Annotated in this window: 14 protein-coding genes and 1 pseudogene; 7 read left to right on the top strand and 8 right to left on the bottom strand. The window is 66.6% G+C overall.

Features of this window, described 5'->3' with window-relative positions; all coding sequences use genetic code 11:
• Positions 1 to 27: 27 nt before the first annotated feature.
• The 5 genes from OG595_RS25405 to OG595_RS25425 all read left to right on the top strand — a co-directional run bounded on the left by OG595_RS25405 (position 28) and on the right by OG595_RS25425 (position 4,480).
• The gene (locus OG595_RS25405; RefSeq protein ID WP_329275808.1) at positions 28 to 351 is read left to right on the top strand and encodes a hypothetical protein; all 324 of its coding nucleotides are present in this window, start codon (positions 28 to 30) and stop codon (positions 349 to 351) included.
• On the top strand, positions 348 to 1,877 hold the full coding sequence (locus OG595_RS25410) for a putative T7SS-secreted protein (RefSeq protein ID WP_329275810.1): 1,530 nt from the start codon (positions 348 to 350) through the stop codon (positions 1,875 to 1,877). Before OG595_RS25405 ends, OG595_RS25410 begins: the two co-directional genes overlap by 4 nt.
• 217 nt (positions 1,878 to 2,094) lie before the next feature.
• Positions 2,095 to 3,246, top strand: coding sequence for a hypothetical protein (locus OG595_RS25415; RefSeq protein ID WP_329275812.1), 1,152 nt, complete (start codon positions 2,095 to 2,097; stop codon positions 3,244 to 3,246).
• Positions 3,243 to 3,881 carry a hypothetical protein gene (locus OG595_RS25420; RefSeq protein WP_329275813.1) on the top strand — a complete coding sequence of 213 codons (639 nt, stop codon included), beginning with the start codon at positions 3,243 to 3,245 and terminating at the stop codon, positions 3,879 to 3,881. Before OG595_RS25415 ends, OG595_RS25420 begins: the two co-directional genes overlap by 4 nt.
• Positions 3,878 to 4,480: a hypothetical protein gene (locus OG595_RS25425; protein WP_329275816.1), complete on the top strand. Its 603-nt coding sequence runs from the start codon at positions 3,878 to 3,880 to the stop codon at positions 4,478 to 4,480. Before OG595_RS25420 ends, OG595_RS25425 begins: the two co-directional genes overlap by 4 nt.
• A gap of 498 nt (positions 4,481 to 4,978) precedes the next feature.
• On the opposite strand, the gene OG595_RS25430 is transcribed toward OG595_RS25425, so the two are convergent.
• The 8 genes and pseudogenes from OG595_RS25430 to OG595_RS25465 all read right to left on the bottom strand — a co-directional run.
• Positions 4,979 to 5,539 carry a hypothetical protein gene (locus OG595_RS25430; protein ID WP_329275819.1) on the bottom strand — a complete coding sequence of 187 codons (561 nt, stop codon included), beginning with the start codon at positions 5,537 to 5,539 and terminating at the stop codon, positions 4,979 to 4,981.
• Complete coding sequence (locus OG595_RS25435; protein ID WP_329275821.1) at positions 5,532 to 6,203, bottom strand: hypothetical protein; 672 nt, start codon at positions 6,201 to 6,203, stop codon at positions 5,532 to 5,534. Before OG595_RS25435 ends, OG595_RS25430 begins: the two co-directional genes overlap by 8 nt.
• Positions 6,200 to 6,778 carry a hypothetical protein gene (locus OG595_RS25440; protein WP_329275823.1) on the bottom strand — a complete coding sequence of 193 codons (579 nt, stop codon included), beginning with the start codon at positions 6,776 to 6,778 and terminating at the stop codon, positions 6,200 to 6,202. The genes OG595_RS25435 and OG595_RS25440 overlap by 4 nt, the downstream gene beginning before the upstream one ends.
• A gap of 34 nt (positions 6,779 to 6,812) precedes the next feature.
• A complete protein-coding gene (locus OG595_RS25445) occupies positions 6,813 to 8,021 on the bottom strand; it encodes a putative T7SS-secreted protein (protein ID WP_329275826.1) in 1,209 nt (402 codons plus the stop codon).
• A complete protein-coding gene (locus OG595_RS25450; RefSeq protein ID WP_329275829.1) occupies positions 8,018 to 8,329 on the bottom strand; it encodes a hypothetical protein in 312 nt (103 codons plus the stop codon). Before OG595_RS25450 ends, OG595_RS25445 begins: the two co-directional genes overlap by 4 nt.
• Before the next feature lie 39 nt (positions 8,330 to 8,368).
• Positions 8,369 to 9,454 (bottom strand): hypothetical protein, encoded by a 1,086-nt coding sequence (locus tag OG595_RS25455; protein ID WP_443073139.1) that lies wholly within the window; start codon positions 9,452 to 9,454, stop codon positions 8,369 to 8,371.
• Positions 9,445 to 10,116 carry a hypothetical protein gene (locus OG595_RS25460; RefSeq protein WP_329275832.1) on the bottom strand — a complete coding sequence of 224 codons (672 nt, stop codon included), beginning with the start codon at positions 10,114 to 10,116 and terminating at the stop codon, positions 9,445 to 9,447. The genes OG595_RS25455 and OG595_RS25460 overlap by 10 nt, the downstream gene beginning before the upstream one ends.
• 281 nt (positions 10,117 to 10,397) lie before the next feature.
• Positions 10,398 to 10,568 (bottom strand): annotated as a pseudogene (locus OG595_RS25465) (acyl-CoA dehydrogenase family protein); the annotation flags it as partial.
• On the opposite strand from OG595_RS25465, the gene OG595_RS25470 reads away from it, so the two are divergent.
• Positions 10,547 to 10,708 (top strand): hypothetical protein, encoded by a 162-nt coding sequence (locus OG595_RS25470; RefSeq protein ID WP_329275835.1) that lies wholly within the window; start codon positions 10,547 to 10,549, stop codon positions 10,706 to 10,708. The pseudogene OG595_RS25465 and the gene OG595_RS25470 overlap by 22 nt on opposite strands.
• Positions 10,709 to 11,029: 321 nt before the next feature.
• Complete coding sequence (locus OG595_RS25475) at positions 11,030 to 15,631, top strand: RHS repeat-associated core domain-containing protein (RefSeq protein ID WP_329275838.1); 4,602 nt, start codon at positions 11,030 to 11,032, stop codon at positions 15,629 to 15,631.
• The last annotated feature ends 4 nt before the right edge of the window (positions 15,632 to 15,635 follow it).

The following is a 15,635-nucleotide window of genomic DNA, read 5'->3' on the forward strand; positions in this document are numbered from 1 at the left end:
CCGCGAGGCTTCTCAACAGGGGGGACCGTGTCGGACCAGACTGCCGATGTCGCGCGTATCAAAGAGAGCGCACGATCACTCTCCAAGATCCACCGCGAGTTCACCGGGAACGCGAATCCGGCCGACGGCCTCGGTGTCGAGGTGCTCGGTGACCGGAGTCTGGTCGAGACGTTCGATGACTTCGGCGACAACTGGAAGATCCACCGAGAACGTCTCACGGACGAGATCGAGAAGCTCTCGAAGATCCTGTCCACCGCGGCCCAGACCTATGAGGAAATCGATCACCAGCTTGCCGAGGCCCTCCGAGGGACGGACAAGCAGGCTACGAGCGGCAAAGGGGGCGCGAAATGACGCGTCCCAGGGCTGACGAGTGGGCGGTGATCGGGGAGCCCTCCGACCCGGTCCCCGGGGATCCGGAGCAGGTTGCCGGGCTGGGCCGCGATTTGCGCAGGACCGCGGAATCCATCAAGAAACAGGCGGACGAGATCAAGGCCCTCTCGTCCGTCGAAGCCTGGAAGAGCAAGACGGCCGAAGAATTCCGTACGCAGGCCGAAGAGGCCGAAGGGAAGCTGCGGAAGGCTTTCAAGCGGTACGACGCGGCGGCGGACGCCCTCGGTGAAAAGGTACTCGAAGGCGGCTCCTCGAAGGAGTACGCCTCGGAGCTGCACCGCGCCCAGACCATGGCGGACAAGGCGCTCCGCGACGCCCAGGACGCGGACGCGGACCAGAGGACGAGCACCGGCGCGATCGACGGGCTGCCCAAGGACACGGCGGACGACGATCCCAACCGGAAGAAGCTGGAGCAGCGCCAGGAGGCGGCGACTTCGGCGATGGAACGGGCGAAGAGGGACCTTGAGGCGGCCAAGGACATCCGTGATGCGGCGGTCAAGCGAGCGCGTGAGGCCATTCGGACCGCGATCGACAACGACGGCCTGAAGGACGGCACCTGGGACAAGTTCAAGGACTGGGTCCACGACAACGCCGGCTGGATCAAACAGTTGGTGGACATTCTTGGGTGGGTTGCGACCATCTGCGGAACTCTGTCCCTGTTGGTCGGATGGATTCCCATCGTCGGACAGGCGCTCGCGGCGGTTCTCGGCACGATCGCGCTGATCGCCACGATGATCTCCCTGGTCGGCCACATTGTGCTGGCCCTCGCGGGGGAGGGGAGCTGGTTCGACGTCGCGCTGGACGTCGTGGGTCTGGCCACGTTCGGTATTGGCCGGGGTGCCATCGCCGGGGCGCGAGGAGCTGCGGCCGGAGCGAAGGGCGTCGCCCGCTCGGCCGCGTTCCGAAACGCCATGGCGCGCGTGACCGCGAAGAAGGGCACTGCCGCCTACCACAGGGCAGTTCAGGCGGCGTGGAAAGAAGCGGACCGGTTGAGTGGCGGTGCGTTGCGCGGCAAGGCGGGTGCGGAAGCGATCGCCAATGCCCCCAAGGGATGGTTTCCGGGCGCGGGGCGTTTGGCCGAGGCGTTCAGCCCCAAGGCCATCGGCAAGGAAATGGTCGACAGCTTCAAGGATCTCAAGGCGTTCAAGGATGCTGGAGATCTCTTCAAGGGAAATACTTGGTCCGAGGCGTGGGATCGCGGAATGCGTTTCAAAGTCGGTGATGCAGGGCTCGACTCCCTCAGAAAAGATGTCGGCGATATCGGCGATTCCGTACGATCCAGCGAAGCGGTTTCGGATCTGTCCGAAGCCTTCAAAGCGCAGACGCGAATCTGGCAGGGTGCGACGGGTATAGCCTCGTCCACGGACGCCCTGGACAAGGGTCCGATCACGGGCGGGATCGCTGGCATCTTCGGCGTTGACGGACTGGACGACGGGCTTTGGTCGGCGACTGGGATCAAGGATGCGTGGACGACAAGTGATGGCTGAGAAGTCGGAGAACTCCACGGCACCGCGAGAGCCGGTGTTGCGGCCGAAGAGCATGCGTGGCCCCGGCCTCGACGTCGTCCGCAATGCGCGAGTCTACGCGGACGGAAAAAGTCTGGTCGTACGGAATCGGCGCGGGCGTGAACGCCGGTATCCCGTTGGGGAGGGGGGAATCCGGCAAGCGGTCTTCTTCCCGCCGGTCGATGTCCGGGGAACTGCCATGAAGCGGCCCCCGACGCGGTGGGGCGTTGTTGTCTTCCAGGATGCCGATGGACACTACGTGCTCCGGGTTCCGCTCGCTCATTGGCTGCCCGAGGCGACGGAACTGGGAACGGCGGATCTGAGTCCGCAGGCCTGCCTCAGCCGTACCGGACTGAAACAACTCTCGGACCGTCTCGGAATTCCTCTGTCGGAGAGCCCGCAGCCCTGGGGCCGAGAAGTGATCGAAAGTCCCGGAGGCGGTGGCTACGACTCGGCGGGCGAAACCGATGTGCCCGTCTGGAGCGGCTGGGCCCGAGGTCTCGGAATGGCTGGCTGGTTCATCGCTCTGGTCCTCTCCATCTCGTTGGACGCCGGTGGTTGGGGCCTCATCGTCGCGGCGGGCTCACTCTTCCTGGTGCCAGCCAGCGATCTGGTCCTATGCGCGCTCGCCTGGTGGCGCAAGCGCGGTGACGTGAGACTCGCCGATGCCGTTGTCATCACCCCTTCCCCTGCATCGGGCGCCGGCGCTACTCGCCGGTTCCTGGAGACCGCGGCTGTGAGAGTGCTGCCCGCCGATGTGGTGCTGACCAATACCGTGGGTGAGGAGCGCTGGTATGCGCGGCGTGGGCCTCATGGCATTGCGCGGCTGGTGCGGCTGACAGATCCGAGGACAGGCGCCTGCTTGGGCGTGGAACTGCGGGATGACGACCGGCAAGCACGCGTGCTGTTGCCGTGGCGGTGGTGGTTCGCGGGTCCGGACGGTGACCGACGTTGGTCCGAGCTTGTGGCGGCTCTTGAACTTCCGGTGTCCGATGAGAAGTTCAAGCATGCCTCGAAAGCGGGGAGCATGGACGGTCCGGACTCTTGGTATCGAGCACATGAACTCGCCAGCGATGCCAGGAAGATGTCTCCGATGGAAGGCAAGGCCGCGCGCAGGGCGACCAGTTGGAGCGAGTCGGTGATCGGAGGCAGCGAGGTCATCTTGCTCCCCATGTTCAGCGGGCTCCTCCTGGCCGGTCTTTTCTCCGACAGGGTGCCTGCTCAAGTTGCGGGAGCCTTCTCTGCCTTGACCATCGCCGCCGTGTGGGGCCCGGCTATCGCCAACCAGCTCACCAGCCGTCTCACCCAGGACCGTCCCCATGTCTCGCCCCAGGTCTCGGAGACGTCATGACCTCGACGCCCCAGAGTGATCCCATGCCGCCCGCCGACTATCGACTACTCCTGCCAGAAGGCTGGTTCCGGGTGGACATCACCCCGGAGCGACGCGAGCAGTCGGTGGATGCCCTTGTGGAGAGACAGTTCAAGGGGATCGACAACGCGCCCCAGATCAAGGCGCAGGTCAGACAGGAAATGCTGGGGCAGGCGGCCAGAGCCTTCGACGAAGGCGGGATCGAGCTCTATCTCAGCCTTCAGCAGGCAGGCCCGTTCACTGTCCCGGCATCGCTGCTGATCGCCCTGGGCCTTCCTCCCCAAGGCGGACACCTTCCGGCCCTGCATGACATCGCCGACCGACTGGCTGCCGAGGAGAAGGACAGCCGGGAGGTGTCGGTCGTCGAACTTGCGGCAGGGACGGCGCTTCGGGTCCGCGAGGAGTACGACCCGGCTCGCGACCGGCCGCCCGTAGGCGCGGAGAAGGAAGCGGAGTTGGCGCTGCCCTCCGTAACGCTGGACTACCAGGTACAGGTACCGGGGGCCGAGGCGATCCTGATCCTCACCTTCTCCACTCCCCTGGTCCAGATCGCCGATGCCATGGTCGACCTCTTCGACGCGGTCGCCGGATCTCTCAGTTGGACGGACGCGGCATGAGTGACCTGCGTGAACTGCGGGAATGCGGAATCGTCTGCCCGACGGACTGGGTGGAGCTCGCGATCGAGCCGACCGACGACGTCAAGCGCTGGGCCTGGAGCACGGCTGCCGGCCTTCGGGAACGGAGCCGGGCGGCGGGCTACGACATCGACGCGAAGGTGCTGGAGAAGGATCTCCGTAGGCAGGCCGACGACAGCCGGCGACGCGACCCCTTCTACGCCTTCTCCCTCTACCCCGACGGCTTCGACAACGCGTTGGCCACCCTGGAGATCGACCTCATCCATCCCGACGCAGCCGTACCCCGGATCACCTTGGACTGGCTCGCCGAGACCTTCAGCGCCCACGACTTCGGCCCGCCACTGATCACACGTACCGAAATCCCCATCGGGCCTGCCGTACGCATCCGCCAGAACTTCGCCACGGCCGCCGCCTCGTTCGGCCGCCCGGGGGTTCTGCTGGAGACGCTCATGTACGGGGTGCTGCCGACCGGTGCCGAGAGCGCGCTGGTCTTCCTCATGTCCTGGACCGTGCCGGGAATCGCCGACGAGATGGAGCAGGCCGCGGCCGACATCGTGAAGACGCTGACCGTGGCGTTCTGAAACAGCCGTCGACCGGTCTGCGCCAACTCCAGAAGAGAACAAGGCGGCGAACACGGCGGCGAACATGTCCCGGACCGGGATACAGCAGCCGGGTCCAGCGGATGAGGGTTCCTGGCGGCGGACCGCGATGATCCGCTGGTCGATCTGCGCCCTCGCGTGCGCCGGCGGCTCCGCAGGACTGGGCTGGCTCGTCCCCGCGGCACCTCTGCGGAACCCTTTCGGTGGCGCGGCCCTGTTGCCGGCCTGGCTCGTACTGCCGTTCGCGGCCGTACTGGTGCCCCTGCTGTGGCCGCGCCGGGCTCCGCTCAGGCGGCGAAAGGTCGCGTGGCAGTTCCTCGTGCCCGTGGTCGCGGGGGTCGCACTGGGCGTCCTCGGCAAACAGGCGGGCGATCAGGACGGTCTCGCGGATCGCGGCCGGTGGACCGAGGCAGTGGTCGTGCACGGCCGTCTGACTGCGACCTGCGCGATACGGGTCTCCCCGGGGCTCTGGACCGTCCGTCACACCCAGCGCAAGGAGCCTGCGATGGCCTCGCAGAGTTCACCCAGAGGGCTTTCGATCCCGCTCAGCGGAACGGTGAAAGCCAGAAGCAGGTAGCCAACCTCACCTGGCATCTGGACGTAGAGATCCAGTGTCGTCGTCGTGGCGACGCGAACCGTTTCTCCGGCGGGAAGGGATGACACGGACACGTCTGCGGCGGTTTCCCTGCGGGCTGAGAGCGCCTTGGCGAGCTCCTTCGGTGGTGCGTTCAGGGGTCCCCGCATCGGCAACAGGGAGATCAGCAGCGTGGCAGGGGTGGGGGTGGCCACGGCGACAGCGGATTCGGTACGCAGGAAGAGTTCCAGGGCCCCCTGCGCGACACCGTTCTCCGCGGTGTTGCGCAGGGTTGTCCAGAGTTCCCGCTTGGCTTCGGCGGGCATGGGCCGGCGAGTGGTCTGCTGATCGACGAACGTCTTCAGCTGGGAACGCCAGCGGTCGAGCGTGAGGTCGATTCGGAACCAGTCGCGGGGGACGAGGAGTTGGTAGTCCTCGGGTGCTTCCGGGTGTATCGGCTCAGCCACGTGGAGGTCCGAGAAGATTGCCCTGGTCGTCGAAAATGCTCAGGCTCTTGAGGACGCCCGCGAACATGGACGAGAAGACGTCCCAGCCTTCCGGGGACGGCGTCACCATCTCCAGCACGATGACCGTCCCGTTGGGCAGAGGCACGTGCACCTGTATGAACGACGTCCAGAAGGGCTCCGCCTGACCTGATGGCGCGAGGGACGCGTCGATGGTCGCTTGCCGGGCGCCGATGCACGACACGGCGGGGCCGCAGGGCAGGCTGATCTCGGCCACCTCGCCCTGTCCGAGCGCGCTCAAAGCGTCGGCAGTGGCGCGGACCGGGCTGAACCGGGCCTCCTCCGCGATATCGGTGATGGATACATGCACCGTGGCCGTGCAGCGGGTTTCCTCGACCTCCGTGACGACGAAGCCGGAGTACTGCACGCCCCCTTCGACGAAGGCGTCGTAGTTGCCGGCGCACAGGGCTGCCCACTGATACTGCATGTCAGATGTGCCCTTGGGCATCACCTGCGCTGCCAACTCGATCAGCTCGTCTGCGAGTTCATCGATCGACTCCACATCCATGGGCAGCTCGAAGAAGCCCTCGGGCATGATCCAGCGGACGTGGACACCCTCGCCGTCCACGGCAGAGGCGACTTCGGTCTCCGGCGTGACTGTGCTCATCGAGTCTCTGCCTCACTGGGCAACTCGAGGTCCTTGGCGTCGGCGTGGAAATTGGCGGCGAAAGGGTACGGGCCGTAGTGCGGGTAGAAATCCGGAAGGTCGGCGCCGCCATCTACTGCTGCATGGGCGAACTTCCGGTAGGCAGCAGCCCGGGCCCGGACCTTCTGGCGGGGGCGGCTTCCCCAGTGCCGGGTCAGGGTGATGACGTAGAGAAGAACGATGAGGGCGACGATGCCCCCGGCCGCCGCGTAGTAGAGCGTCTGAGACTTCGACGACTCCCAGTACTGGACATAGCCGCCCCAGTAGAGGAAAAGTGCGACAAGGGCCAGTGCGGACGGAACACCCAACTTCATTCCGGCGCTGTGCAGCCTTGCGTCGTCGAGATGACGGAGGCGAAGCAGCTTCAGGACGGCTTCGTCATCGAGGAAATCGAAGTGAAGCCGACGACCTTCCGCCTCGGCCACCTCCCGTGCGGCAGGTACTGAGGCCAGAACCTCGCCCGGAACCATTTTCCTGATGATGCTGCCCCGAGCCCGGTATTCGCCGGGGCCGGGCTCACGGTCTTCGTCCGACATCTCTGACGCTCTCCTTTGTGGAGGATCGGGGTTACTACTGGGCCAGGGCGGTGTGGAACGGCGCCGACCGAGGTGTGGGGGCCGGCTGAGGAGACGGACTCGGGGTCGCCTTCGGCAGGTCACCAGGGTCGCCGGTTGCCTTGCCGTTGTGCCCGGAGAAGATCTTCACCATGGCGCTGACGAAGCTGCCGGTCTTGATGCCCGCTGTGATCTTCTCTCCCGCGATGGGAGATTTTCCAGCCTTGACCAGGATCTTGTTCACCGCGTTGACGGCGATCCCGTTGAAGAACTTGAAGCCCACGCCTTCGAGCGCCGCACCGCCACTGAAGCCGATTCCTCGCAGCTTGGACAACCCCTTGAGCCCTTTGACGGCCCGGAAGCCCTTCAGCGCGCCGAGTCCCGGCATGACCCCCAGCGCGTCGAAGAAGAGCTTGGACGCGCTGAATTTTCCGCCGCGCACCGTCATGTCGTAGGCGTGCCCGGCAAGTGCGAGGGCACTGGTGACCACGGCCAGGGTCGCGAAGATCGGTGCCAGCGCCTGGAGAGGAGGAACGAACACACAGATCACGGCCAGAATGGAGAAAATAGCCGACAGGTTGGAAAGTCTGTCTGCCCAGTCCGCCAGGAAGTTCATGATTCCGCCGGGGTCATGGACGCCGTCGTGGTGGACGATGTTCTTGATGTGCTTCGCGGCAGCGCTCGCGGCATCATCGCGAATGTTTTTCGCTCGCCCAATTTCGCTGTGGCAGTCGCGAATGACATCCATCGCGGCGTCGCGCTTCTTCGCAAGCCGAGTGCGGTCCGTGACGTCGTCACGGCTCGGAACCGTGCCTTCGTACTGTTTGAGATCCCCGGTGGCACCCTTGAGGTCGGTCTCCGCGTCTCGGTATTTCTGCAGAGCCTTGTCCGCGACCTGCTGTGCCCGGTGGAGTTCACTCGCGTACTCGGAGGATTCGCCGCCTCCGTCGACGACCTTGGTGCCGAGAGCCTTCGCCGCTTCGTCGTAGCGCTCGAAGGAACGCTTCAACCGCCCTGACGCGCCATCGGCTATCTCGTGGAACGCCCGACCGGCGTCGCTGTCCCAGCTCTCGACCGACGCGAGTGCCTTGATGTTTTCGGCCTGCTTGTCGATCTCGTCGGCCATCATGCGCAACTGCTTGCCGAGCCGCGCGACTTCGTAGGGATCACCGGGTATGGGGTCTCCGTCGTGCAGCGGTTCCCAGTCTCTCGGACGCGAACTCATTTCTTCCCCTTGGCCTGCTTGCGGGAGTCCCGAAGGGCCTTCGCGAGTTCGCCGTCGACCTGGTCGTACGTATCAGCCGCGGTCTTCGTGTACTTGGCGAGATTCTCGATGTCTTCCATCAGTTTCTTGCGAGTTTTTTTCCAGGTGTCGGAGAACTCGTCGAAGACATCACGAAGCTTGTCGCTCCCGAGGGCTTTGTCGTAGTCGTCGGCAGGGTTGCCGTTGTCCTTGAACTCGCGATGGATCCTGTACAAGGAGTCCGAGCAGTCCCTGATGAGGTCAAGATCGGCTCTGGTTCTGTCGGCCATAAAGGTCCCCCCGTTTATGTTCGATCTGTCGTACTGAAGTCAGCGGTTGACGGCCTGGATCTCCTGGACGGTGACCGCCTGTTCGCTGCCGAACGTGCCGTTGGGCAGGTCGCCGCCCGCGCCGCCGGTGCCGGTCCAGGCGATGTCCCAGGTGATGGTCGCCCGCAGTTCGTACGTTCCGTCCCCCGAGGAGCGGAGGTACTTGATCCCGCACGGCGGGGTCTGGCTGGACCTGCCCTGGGTGTAGGGCTCGCCGATGGAGCCGTCGGCGTTGATGACGCACTCGCCGGAGGCCGGGTAGGTCTCGGCGTCCTCGGTGCCCGGCTCCAACTTGAGGGAAACCGGCTTGGCGGTGGTCGTGGCCTGGATGGTGAAACCCGGGGCGTTGAGGGCGGCCGTCGCCTGGACCTCGTCGAAGACGGCCTTGTCCAGCCAGGCCCAAGTCGGCAGGTTCACCTTGGTGTTGGCGGCTGGGGCGAGGGTGACCTTGGTGTCGGGGAGCTGCATGTGCTGGTAGGCGAGGCCCGCGAGTATCTCCGGGCTGATGGCTTCTTCGTACCGTGCCGGAGGGGCCTCGCCGTTTTCGACCCAGAAGGGGAGGTCGGTGCACGAGGTCCGCTTGAGGACGTCCGGCTCGTTGGGGTTCTCCACGCCGGCCCAGAACATCCCCTCACCGTCCTTGTCGACGTTGTAGTCCTTGTAGCCGGGGGTGTCGGTCCAGCCGTAGTCGTCCTCGTAATGGCGCTGCACGTCGCCGATCGCCGAGCCCGCGGTGCCTCCCATGCCGGGCGTGTTCAACGAGTCCTCGATGCTCCTGGACATCTGCGCCTTGAAGTCCTTGGCACCGAGGTACGGGGCGTACCAGCAGGCGGGGGGCGTCCAGTTGACGTCAGCCGACGTTACGTTGCCTGTGCCGCCGCCCTTGGCGACGGAACCGGAGTATTGGATCTTGGCGGCGGCGTAGATTCCGGTGGTGTCGCTGCCGCCCGTCTGCTCCGTGTCGCCGCCCTTTCCGTCGCCCACACCCGTTCCTGCGTAGGCGGATCCTGTGAGGGTGAGGGTGCTGAGAGCCAGCGTCAGCGCTGCTGCGGCGAGGCGTGGACCACGTGAAGCCTTCACTGGCACTTCGCCGCCTTCTCCTCGACGTACACCTTCGACGCCTGCCACAGGTCGGTACCCGTAGGGTGTTTGACCATGATGATTTTGAAGTAGCTGAAGTCTGTGATGCTGGGATCGGTCGTGAGGACCTTCCTGGTCCTGATCTCCCTGCCGTAGAACTTGGTTGAGTCGGAGCAGAACGCCACTTCCACCGACTTGCCGTTCGCGGCGGACCGAGTGGTGGCGTCGTAGTGGAGCCTTGTGCCGGTGACAGTCCAGCCACCTTCGATATAGGCGTCGATCTGGGTGTTCGCGTACTTGAGACCGTTGCCGCTCGCATAGGTGGCGACGGCTGCGCTCTTGGTCGTGCCCTTGTCGACGCCCTGGTAGATGGCCCGGATGTAATTCGCGGCGTCATCCATCGCCGCCGCCTCGTTCTTGTTCTTCGGCTTGTCCCAGTCGAAGACCAGATCGATGTCCTTGGGCAGCGACACGTCTACCCCGTCCGGCTTGTCCTCCGCCGGTGCTCCCGAGGGCGTCGCCGACTCCTTCGGCGACGCCGAGGCCTCGTCGGCGCCGGCGATCTTGTTGTTGTCGGTGGACTTGTCGTCTCCGCTGCCGCAGGCCGTCAGCAGCAGGGCTGCGGTCGCGGTGAGCGCGGCAGCAACGGGCAAAGAACGGCGCTTCAAGGTGGGCTCCCCGTGAGATGTCGATACAGCTGAGAGCCCTGACGGTATCTGGGGGGCCTGTGGTCCTGCCACGCTGGACCGCCTTCACAGCGGGGGTGTTTGTGAATCTATTGGTGCGAATTCGACGGGCCCTGTGTCCTGATCGTGTCCACTGGGAGACGCACATGGCCCCGAGCGGTGGGGCAGCGTCCGGGGCCACGCTCTTTCGTCCGCCTTCGCGGCAGCTATCGGGTATCGGGTATCGGGTATCGGCCAATGGGGATCGGGTATCTGGTACCGGGCTAAAGGAACGGCATCCCCGCGTCCAGCCCCGAAAGCACCCGTCCGTACAGCTCCAGGTTGGTCGCCGGGTTGACGAACGAGTGGAGGCTGAGGGCGTGGATGTCTCGGACGGTTCGCTGGATGGGGGACCTCGCGGTGCGCGGGGACCATGACGTCCCGGGCGACCATGCCGCTGCCGCTGCCGCTGCCGCTGCCGCTGCCGCTGCCGCTGCCGCTGCCGCTGCCGCTGCCGGTCGGCCCCGACACGTGCCAGTCGTCGAGGATCTCCAGGTCGGTCATCGGGACGGCGGCCCAGAGAAGAGGGATTTGACCTGCCTCCTTCGCTTTGGTTCGCACCAGTGACAGTCCGAACCGCTCGGTCGGTGCCGCGGTGTTCCCGTGAACTCCTGACCCCTTCCGTCCTTCCCGTCGAGCACTCAGGCGCAGTAAGTTCGCGCGTGTGTACGGGTGTTGTTGAGGATGTTGGCGTGACGGGGGTTGCGGGATGGCGGGGTATCGGCCGGCGGACTGGCATGTGCTGGATCTGGACAGGGACCCGACCCCGGGTGATCCGGACCGTGTGCGTCAGCTGGCTCGTGCGTTGCATGACTTCGCGGATGATGTCGCGGATGCGTTGCGGTTGGTGAAGGGGATGGCGTCGGAGAACGAGACGCTGGAGTGGGCGGGGAAGACCGCTGAGGTGTTCCAGGACGAGTTCTCGGATGTGCCGAAGAATCTGAAGAAGCTGAAGAGGTCGTACGACCTGTGCGGCGATGCGCTGGTGGATTACTGGCCGGAGCTGGAGCGGGCGCAGGCGCTGGCGGACCGGGCTTTGGTGAAGGGGCGGGAGGCGCAGGCGGATCTGGCGTCGGCCAAGTCGCGTCTGTCGTCGGCTGATTCGTGGGTGACGCGGGCGGCGAAGGAGTCGGACAAGTACAAGGACGATCCGGCGGGCAGCAGGGCGGCGGAGAAGCCGGACGAGGCGAAGGTCCGGGCGGCCACCCGTGACGCGCAGCACGCGAAGTCGGCGCAGGACAGTGCCCGGTCGGATGTCGGTAGCGCGCAGTCGGCGTTGGATGCGGCGAAGAAGATGGCCGAGGACGCGCGCAGGATGCGTGAGGACGCGGCGGGGGAGGCGAAGCGGAGGATCGGCGAGGCGTCGGACGCGGGTATTCAGAACCGGAGTTGGTGGGAGGAGGTCGGGGACTGGTTCGTCGACAACTGGGACACCATCGTCGCGGTCTGCAAGATTGTCGTCGCTGTCGTCGGGGTTGTGGCGATGATTATCGGGGGGCCGATTCTCGGTGCGATCGTGCTGATCGCGGCCCTGGTCGTGCTCGCGGACACGCTCTACAAATACTCCAAGGGACAGGCGTCCCTGTGGGACGTGGGCTTCGCCGCGCTGGACTGCATTCCGGGGATGAAGGGGCTGACCACCCTCGGCGGACTCGCCAAGGGGCTGAAGTCGGTCGGCAAGCTGGGCCTCAAGGCCATGGCCAAAGGCCTCGGCAAGGGTCTGCGCAAGGGCGCCGACGACGTTGTGGAGAAGAGCAAGCCGGCCAAGGGGCGGTGCAAGAACGGCGATCCCATCGACATGGTCTCCGGGGAGATGCTGATCGAGCAGACCGATGTGGGTCTGCCCGGTGTGCTGCCCGTCATCCTCCGCCGTACCCACCTGTCGACCTATCACTGGGGTTCCTGGTTCGGCGAGTCCTGGGCGTCGACCTTCGACGAGCGCCTCGAACTCGACGACGACGGGGCGTTGTTCGCCACCGAGGACGGCATGATCCTCTGCTATCCCGTCCCCGGGCCGGACCGGCCGGTGGTGCCCGAAGCGGGGCCCCGGTGGCCCCTGGCGTGGGACGCGGACCAGCCGGGGGCGCTGCGGGTCACCGACCCCGGGACCGGAATCACGCGGCATTTCGCCCCGTCGCCGGACCACGCCGGGCGTGGCTCGGCGTTCACTCTGCCGCTGGTCGCGATTTCCGACCGCAACGGCAACCGCGTCCACTTCGACCGCGCATCGGACGGCACTCCTGTCGCCGTACGCCACTCCGGCGGCTACCACGTGCACGTCGACACCTCTGAGGGCCGCATCGTCCGGCTGCGGCTGCGCAATCCGGCGGACGGGCCCGAGGGCACCACGATCCTGCGCTACGGCTATGACGAGGCCGGCGATCTGACCGAGCTGTACGACTCCTCCGGGCTGCCGTACACCTTCACCTACGACCTGGCGGGGCGGATCGGCTCATGGACCGACCGCATCGGTTCCTGGTACCGCTTCACCTATGACGACCACGATCGCGTCATCCGAGGCGAGGGCGTGGACGGTGTCCTCGACTGCACCATCGAGTACGACACCGAGGCGCGCGCCACCCACTACACGGACTCGCTCTCCCGCACCACCAGTTACCGCCACAACGAGCGCCGTCAGCTCGTCTCGACCACGAACGCGCGGGGCGAGTCCGTCCACAACGAGTGGGACGACACGGACCGGCTCGTGGCGCGGACCGACGCGCTGGACCACACGTACCGCTACGAGTACGACGACGCGGGCAACCTGACGCGGGTGACGCGGCCCGACGGATCCGTCACCTCGGCCGTCTTCAACGAGTTCCACCGGCCCGTCGTGGTGCTGGAGGAAGCCGGGGCGCCCGACGGCGACGAGGGGGGCCACGACGGGGGCGACGACGGTGTGGTCTGGCATCACAGCTACGACGAACGCGGCAACCGGATCGCCACCCGCAACCCCACCGGCGCCGAGACCCACTACACGTACGACGCTTCGGGGTTCCTGACCACCGTCACGGACGCCCTCGGGCACCGGCGCGAAGCGGCCTGCGACGGCGTGGGCCTGCCGGTACGGCTCACCAACCCCCTCGGCAGCACCACCACCGTGGAGCACGACGCCTTCGGCCGGATCACCTCCGTCACGGACTCGCTCGGGCACGTGACGCGGTTCGGCTGGACGGTCGAGGGCAGACTGGCGTGGCGCGCGTCCGGCGACGAGCCGGCTGAGCGGTACGACTGGGACGCCGCGGGCAACCTGGTTGCCTGCACCGACCCCGCGGGCAACACCAGCGCGTACACGCCCACCCACTTCCACCTCGCCGCGGTCCGCACCCGCCCGGACGGTGCCCGCTACACCTTCGACTACGACACCGAGCTGAACCTCACCCGGGTGACCAACCCGCAAGGGGCCACCTGGGAATACGTCTACGACGAGGCGAACCGGGTCGTCGCGGAAACCGACTTCAACGGCCGGACGCTCACCTACGAGGTGAACGCCATGGGCGCGCTGATGTCGCTGACCAACGGAGCGGGCGAAACCGTCTCGTTCGGCCGGGACGCCCTGAGCCGCACCACGTCCGTCCTCCACGACGGCCACACCACCGCGCTGCGCTACGACTCCAGGGGCCACCTGGTCGAGCAGGCCGGCCCGGAGGTGCGACTGCACCGCACGTACGACACGGTGGGGCGGCTGCTCTCCGAGAGTGTCAACGGCAGTACCACGACGTACCGGTACGACGCGCTCGGCCGCCGTGTCGAGCGCCGCACGCCGTCCGGCACCGTGTCGACCTGGTCGTACGACGCGGCCGGGCACCCGGTGGGCCTGGAAGCCGCAGGCCGCGTGCTGGGCTTCGACTTCGACGCGGCAGGCCGCGAGATCGCGCGGGAGCTGGGTCACGGAGTGACCCTCGGCCAGTCGTGGGACGAGGCCGGCCGACTGACCGCGCAGACGCTCGCCCGGCACCCGGAGGGCGCCGAGACCCTGCTCCAGCACCGCACGTATGTCTACCGGGCCGACGGTCTCCTTGCCGAGCTGGACGAACTCACCACCGGTACACGCCGGTTCGACCTCGACCCGGCCGGCCGGGTCACCGCCGTACACGCCTGCGACTGGACCGAGACGTACGCGTACGACGGCGTCGGCAACCTCAGCAGTGCCGTCACACCGGCCACCGGCGCGGACGACACGCACCGGGAGTTCACCGGGACGCTCGTCCGGCGCTGCGGCCGGACCCGGTACGAGCGGGACGCGGAGGGCCGCGTCGTCCGGTCGGTACGGCGGCTGCTCAACGGCCAGAAGAGGGTGCGCACTTACGCCTGGAACAGCCTGAGCCAGCTCGTCGGCACCGTCACGCCGGGCGGAGCCCACTGGAACTACCTCTACGATCCGACGGGTCGCCGTGTCGCGAAGCGGCGCGTGTCCGACGACGGCTCGGTCGCCGAGGAAATCCGCTTCACCTGGGACGGCCCACGCCTCGCGGAACAGGTCATGCCCGACGGGCACAGCACCACCTGGGACTACGCGCCCGGAACCCATCTGCCCCTGACACAGATCGATCGAGGCCCGGGGGGCCAGGCAGGCCCGGGTGGTCCTGGTGGTCCCGGTGGTCCGGGCGCTCAGGGCGGTGCAGTGGCTCTGGACACCGGCACACGCTTCCACGCCATCGTCACCGACCTCTCGGGAGCGCCGGCCGAGCTCATATCCGAGGAGGGGGAGCTGGTCTGGCAGCGGCGCACCACGCTGTGGGGGCTCCCGCTGCCGAGGGAGGACACGGCGAGCGCATCGAGCGGTCGCACCGGGGGCACGGTCGACTGCCCCCTGCGCTTTCCCGGCCAGTACGCCGACGCCGAGACCGGCTGGCACTACAACCACCACCGCTACTACGACCCCGAGACCGGCCACTACGCGACCCCCGACCCCCTCGGCCTCGTACCCGCCTCCAACGACACCGCGTACGTGTCCAACCCGTACCGCTGGATCGACCCGCTCGGCCTGTACCGCGACACCGGCAACGGCCAGTACGCGCACGACCCCGATGCCCCCGAGACGGCACACAACCGGAAGTCCGAATACCCGTCCGGGTATCGCGAGTCGACCCATGACGAGATGGCCAAGAACTGGACGCTCGAAGGAGTCGAGCAGGGTGAGCGGCCACTGGACTCCGCCAAGAACAAGATTCCGCGGGATCAGCTGACGTGGTTCGACGGCAACGGTGACATCATCTGGGACCCGGCGAACCCCGGTTCCAAGCCGTTCCACGAGACGGTCACCTATGAGCACCGGGAAGCGGTGGTGGACCACTGGAACCGGGAGGGCAGGCTCACTGACCGGCCGACGCGCAACGACTTCTACAACGATCCGGACAACATGGAAGCCATGGAGAAGAGCAAGAACTCGCGCGGGGGAGCCATGATGGACGCCAGATACAGCCAGGAGACAGGCCCGAACTACTCGTGCTCCTGACCTC

This window comes from Streptomyces sp. NBC_01451 (assembly GCF_036227485.1).
Taxonomy (GTDB): Bacteria; Actinomycetota; Actinomycetes; order Streptomycetales; family Streptomycetaceae; genus Streptomyces.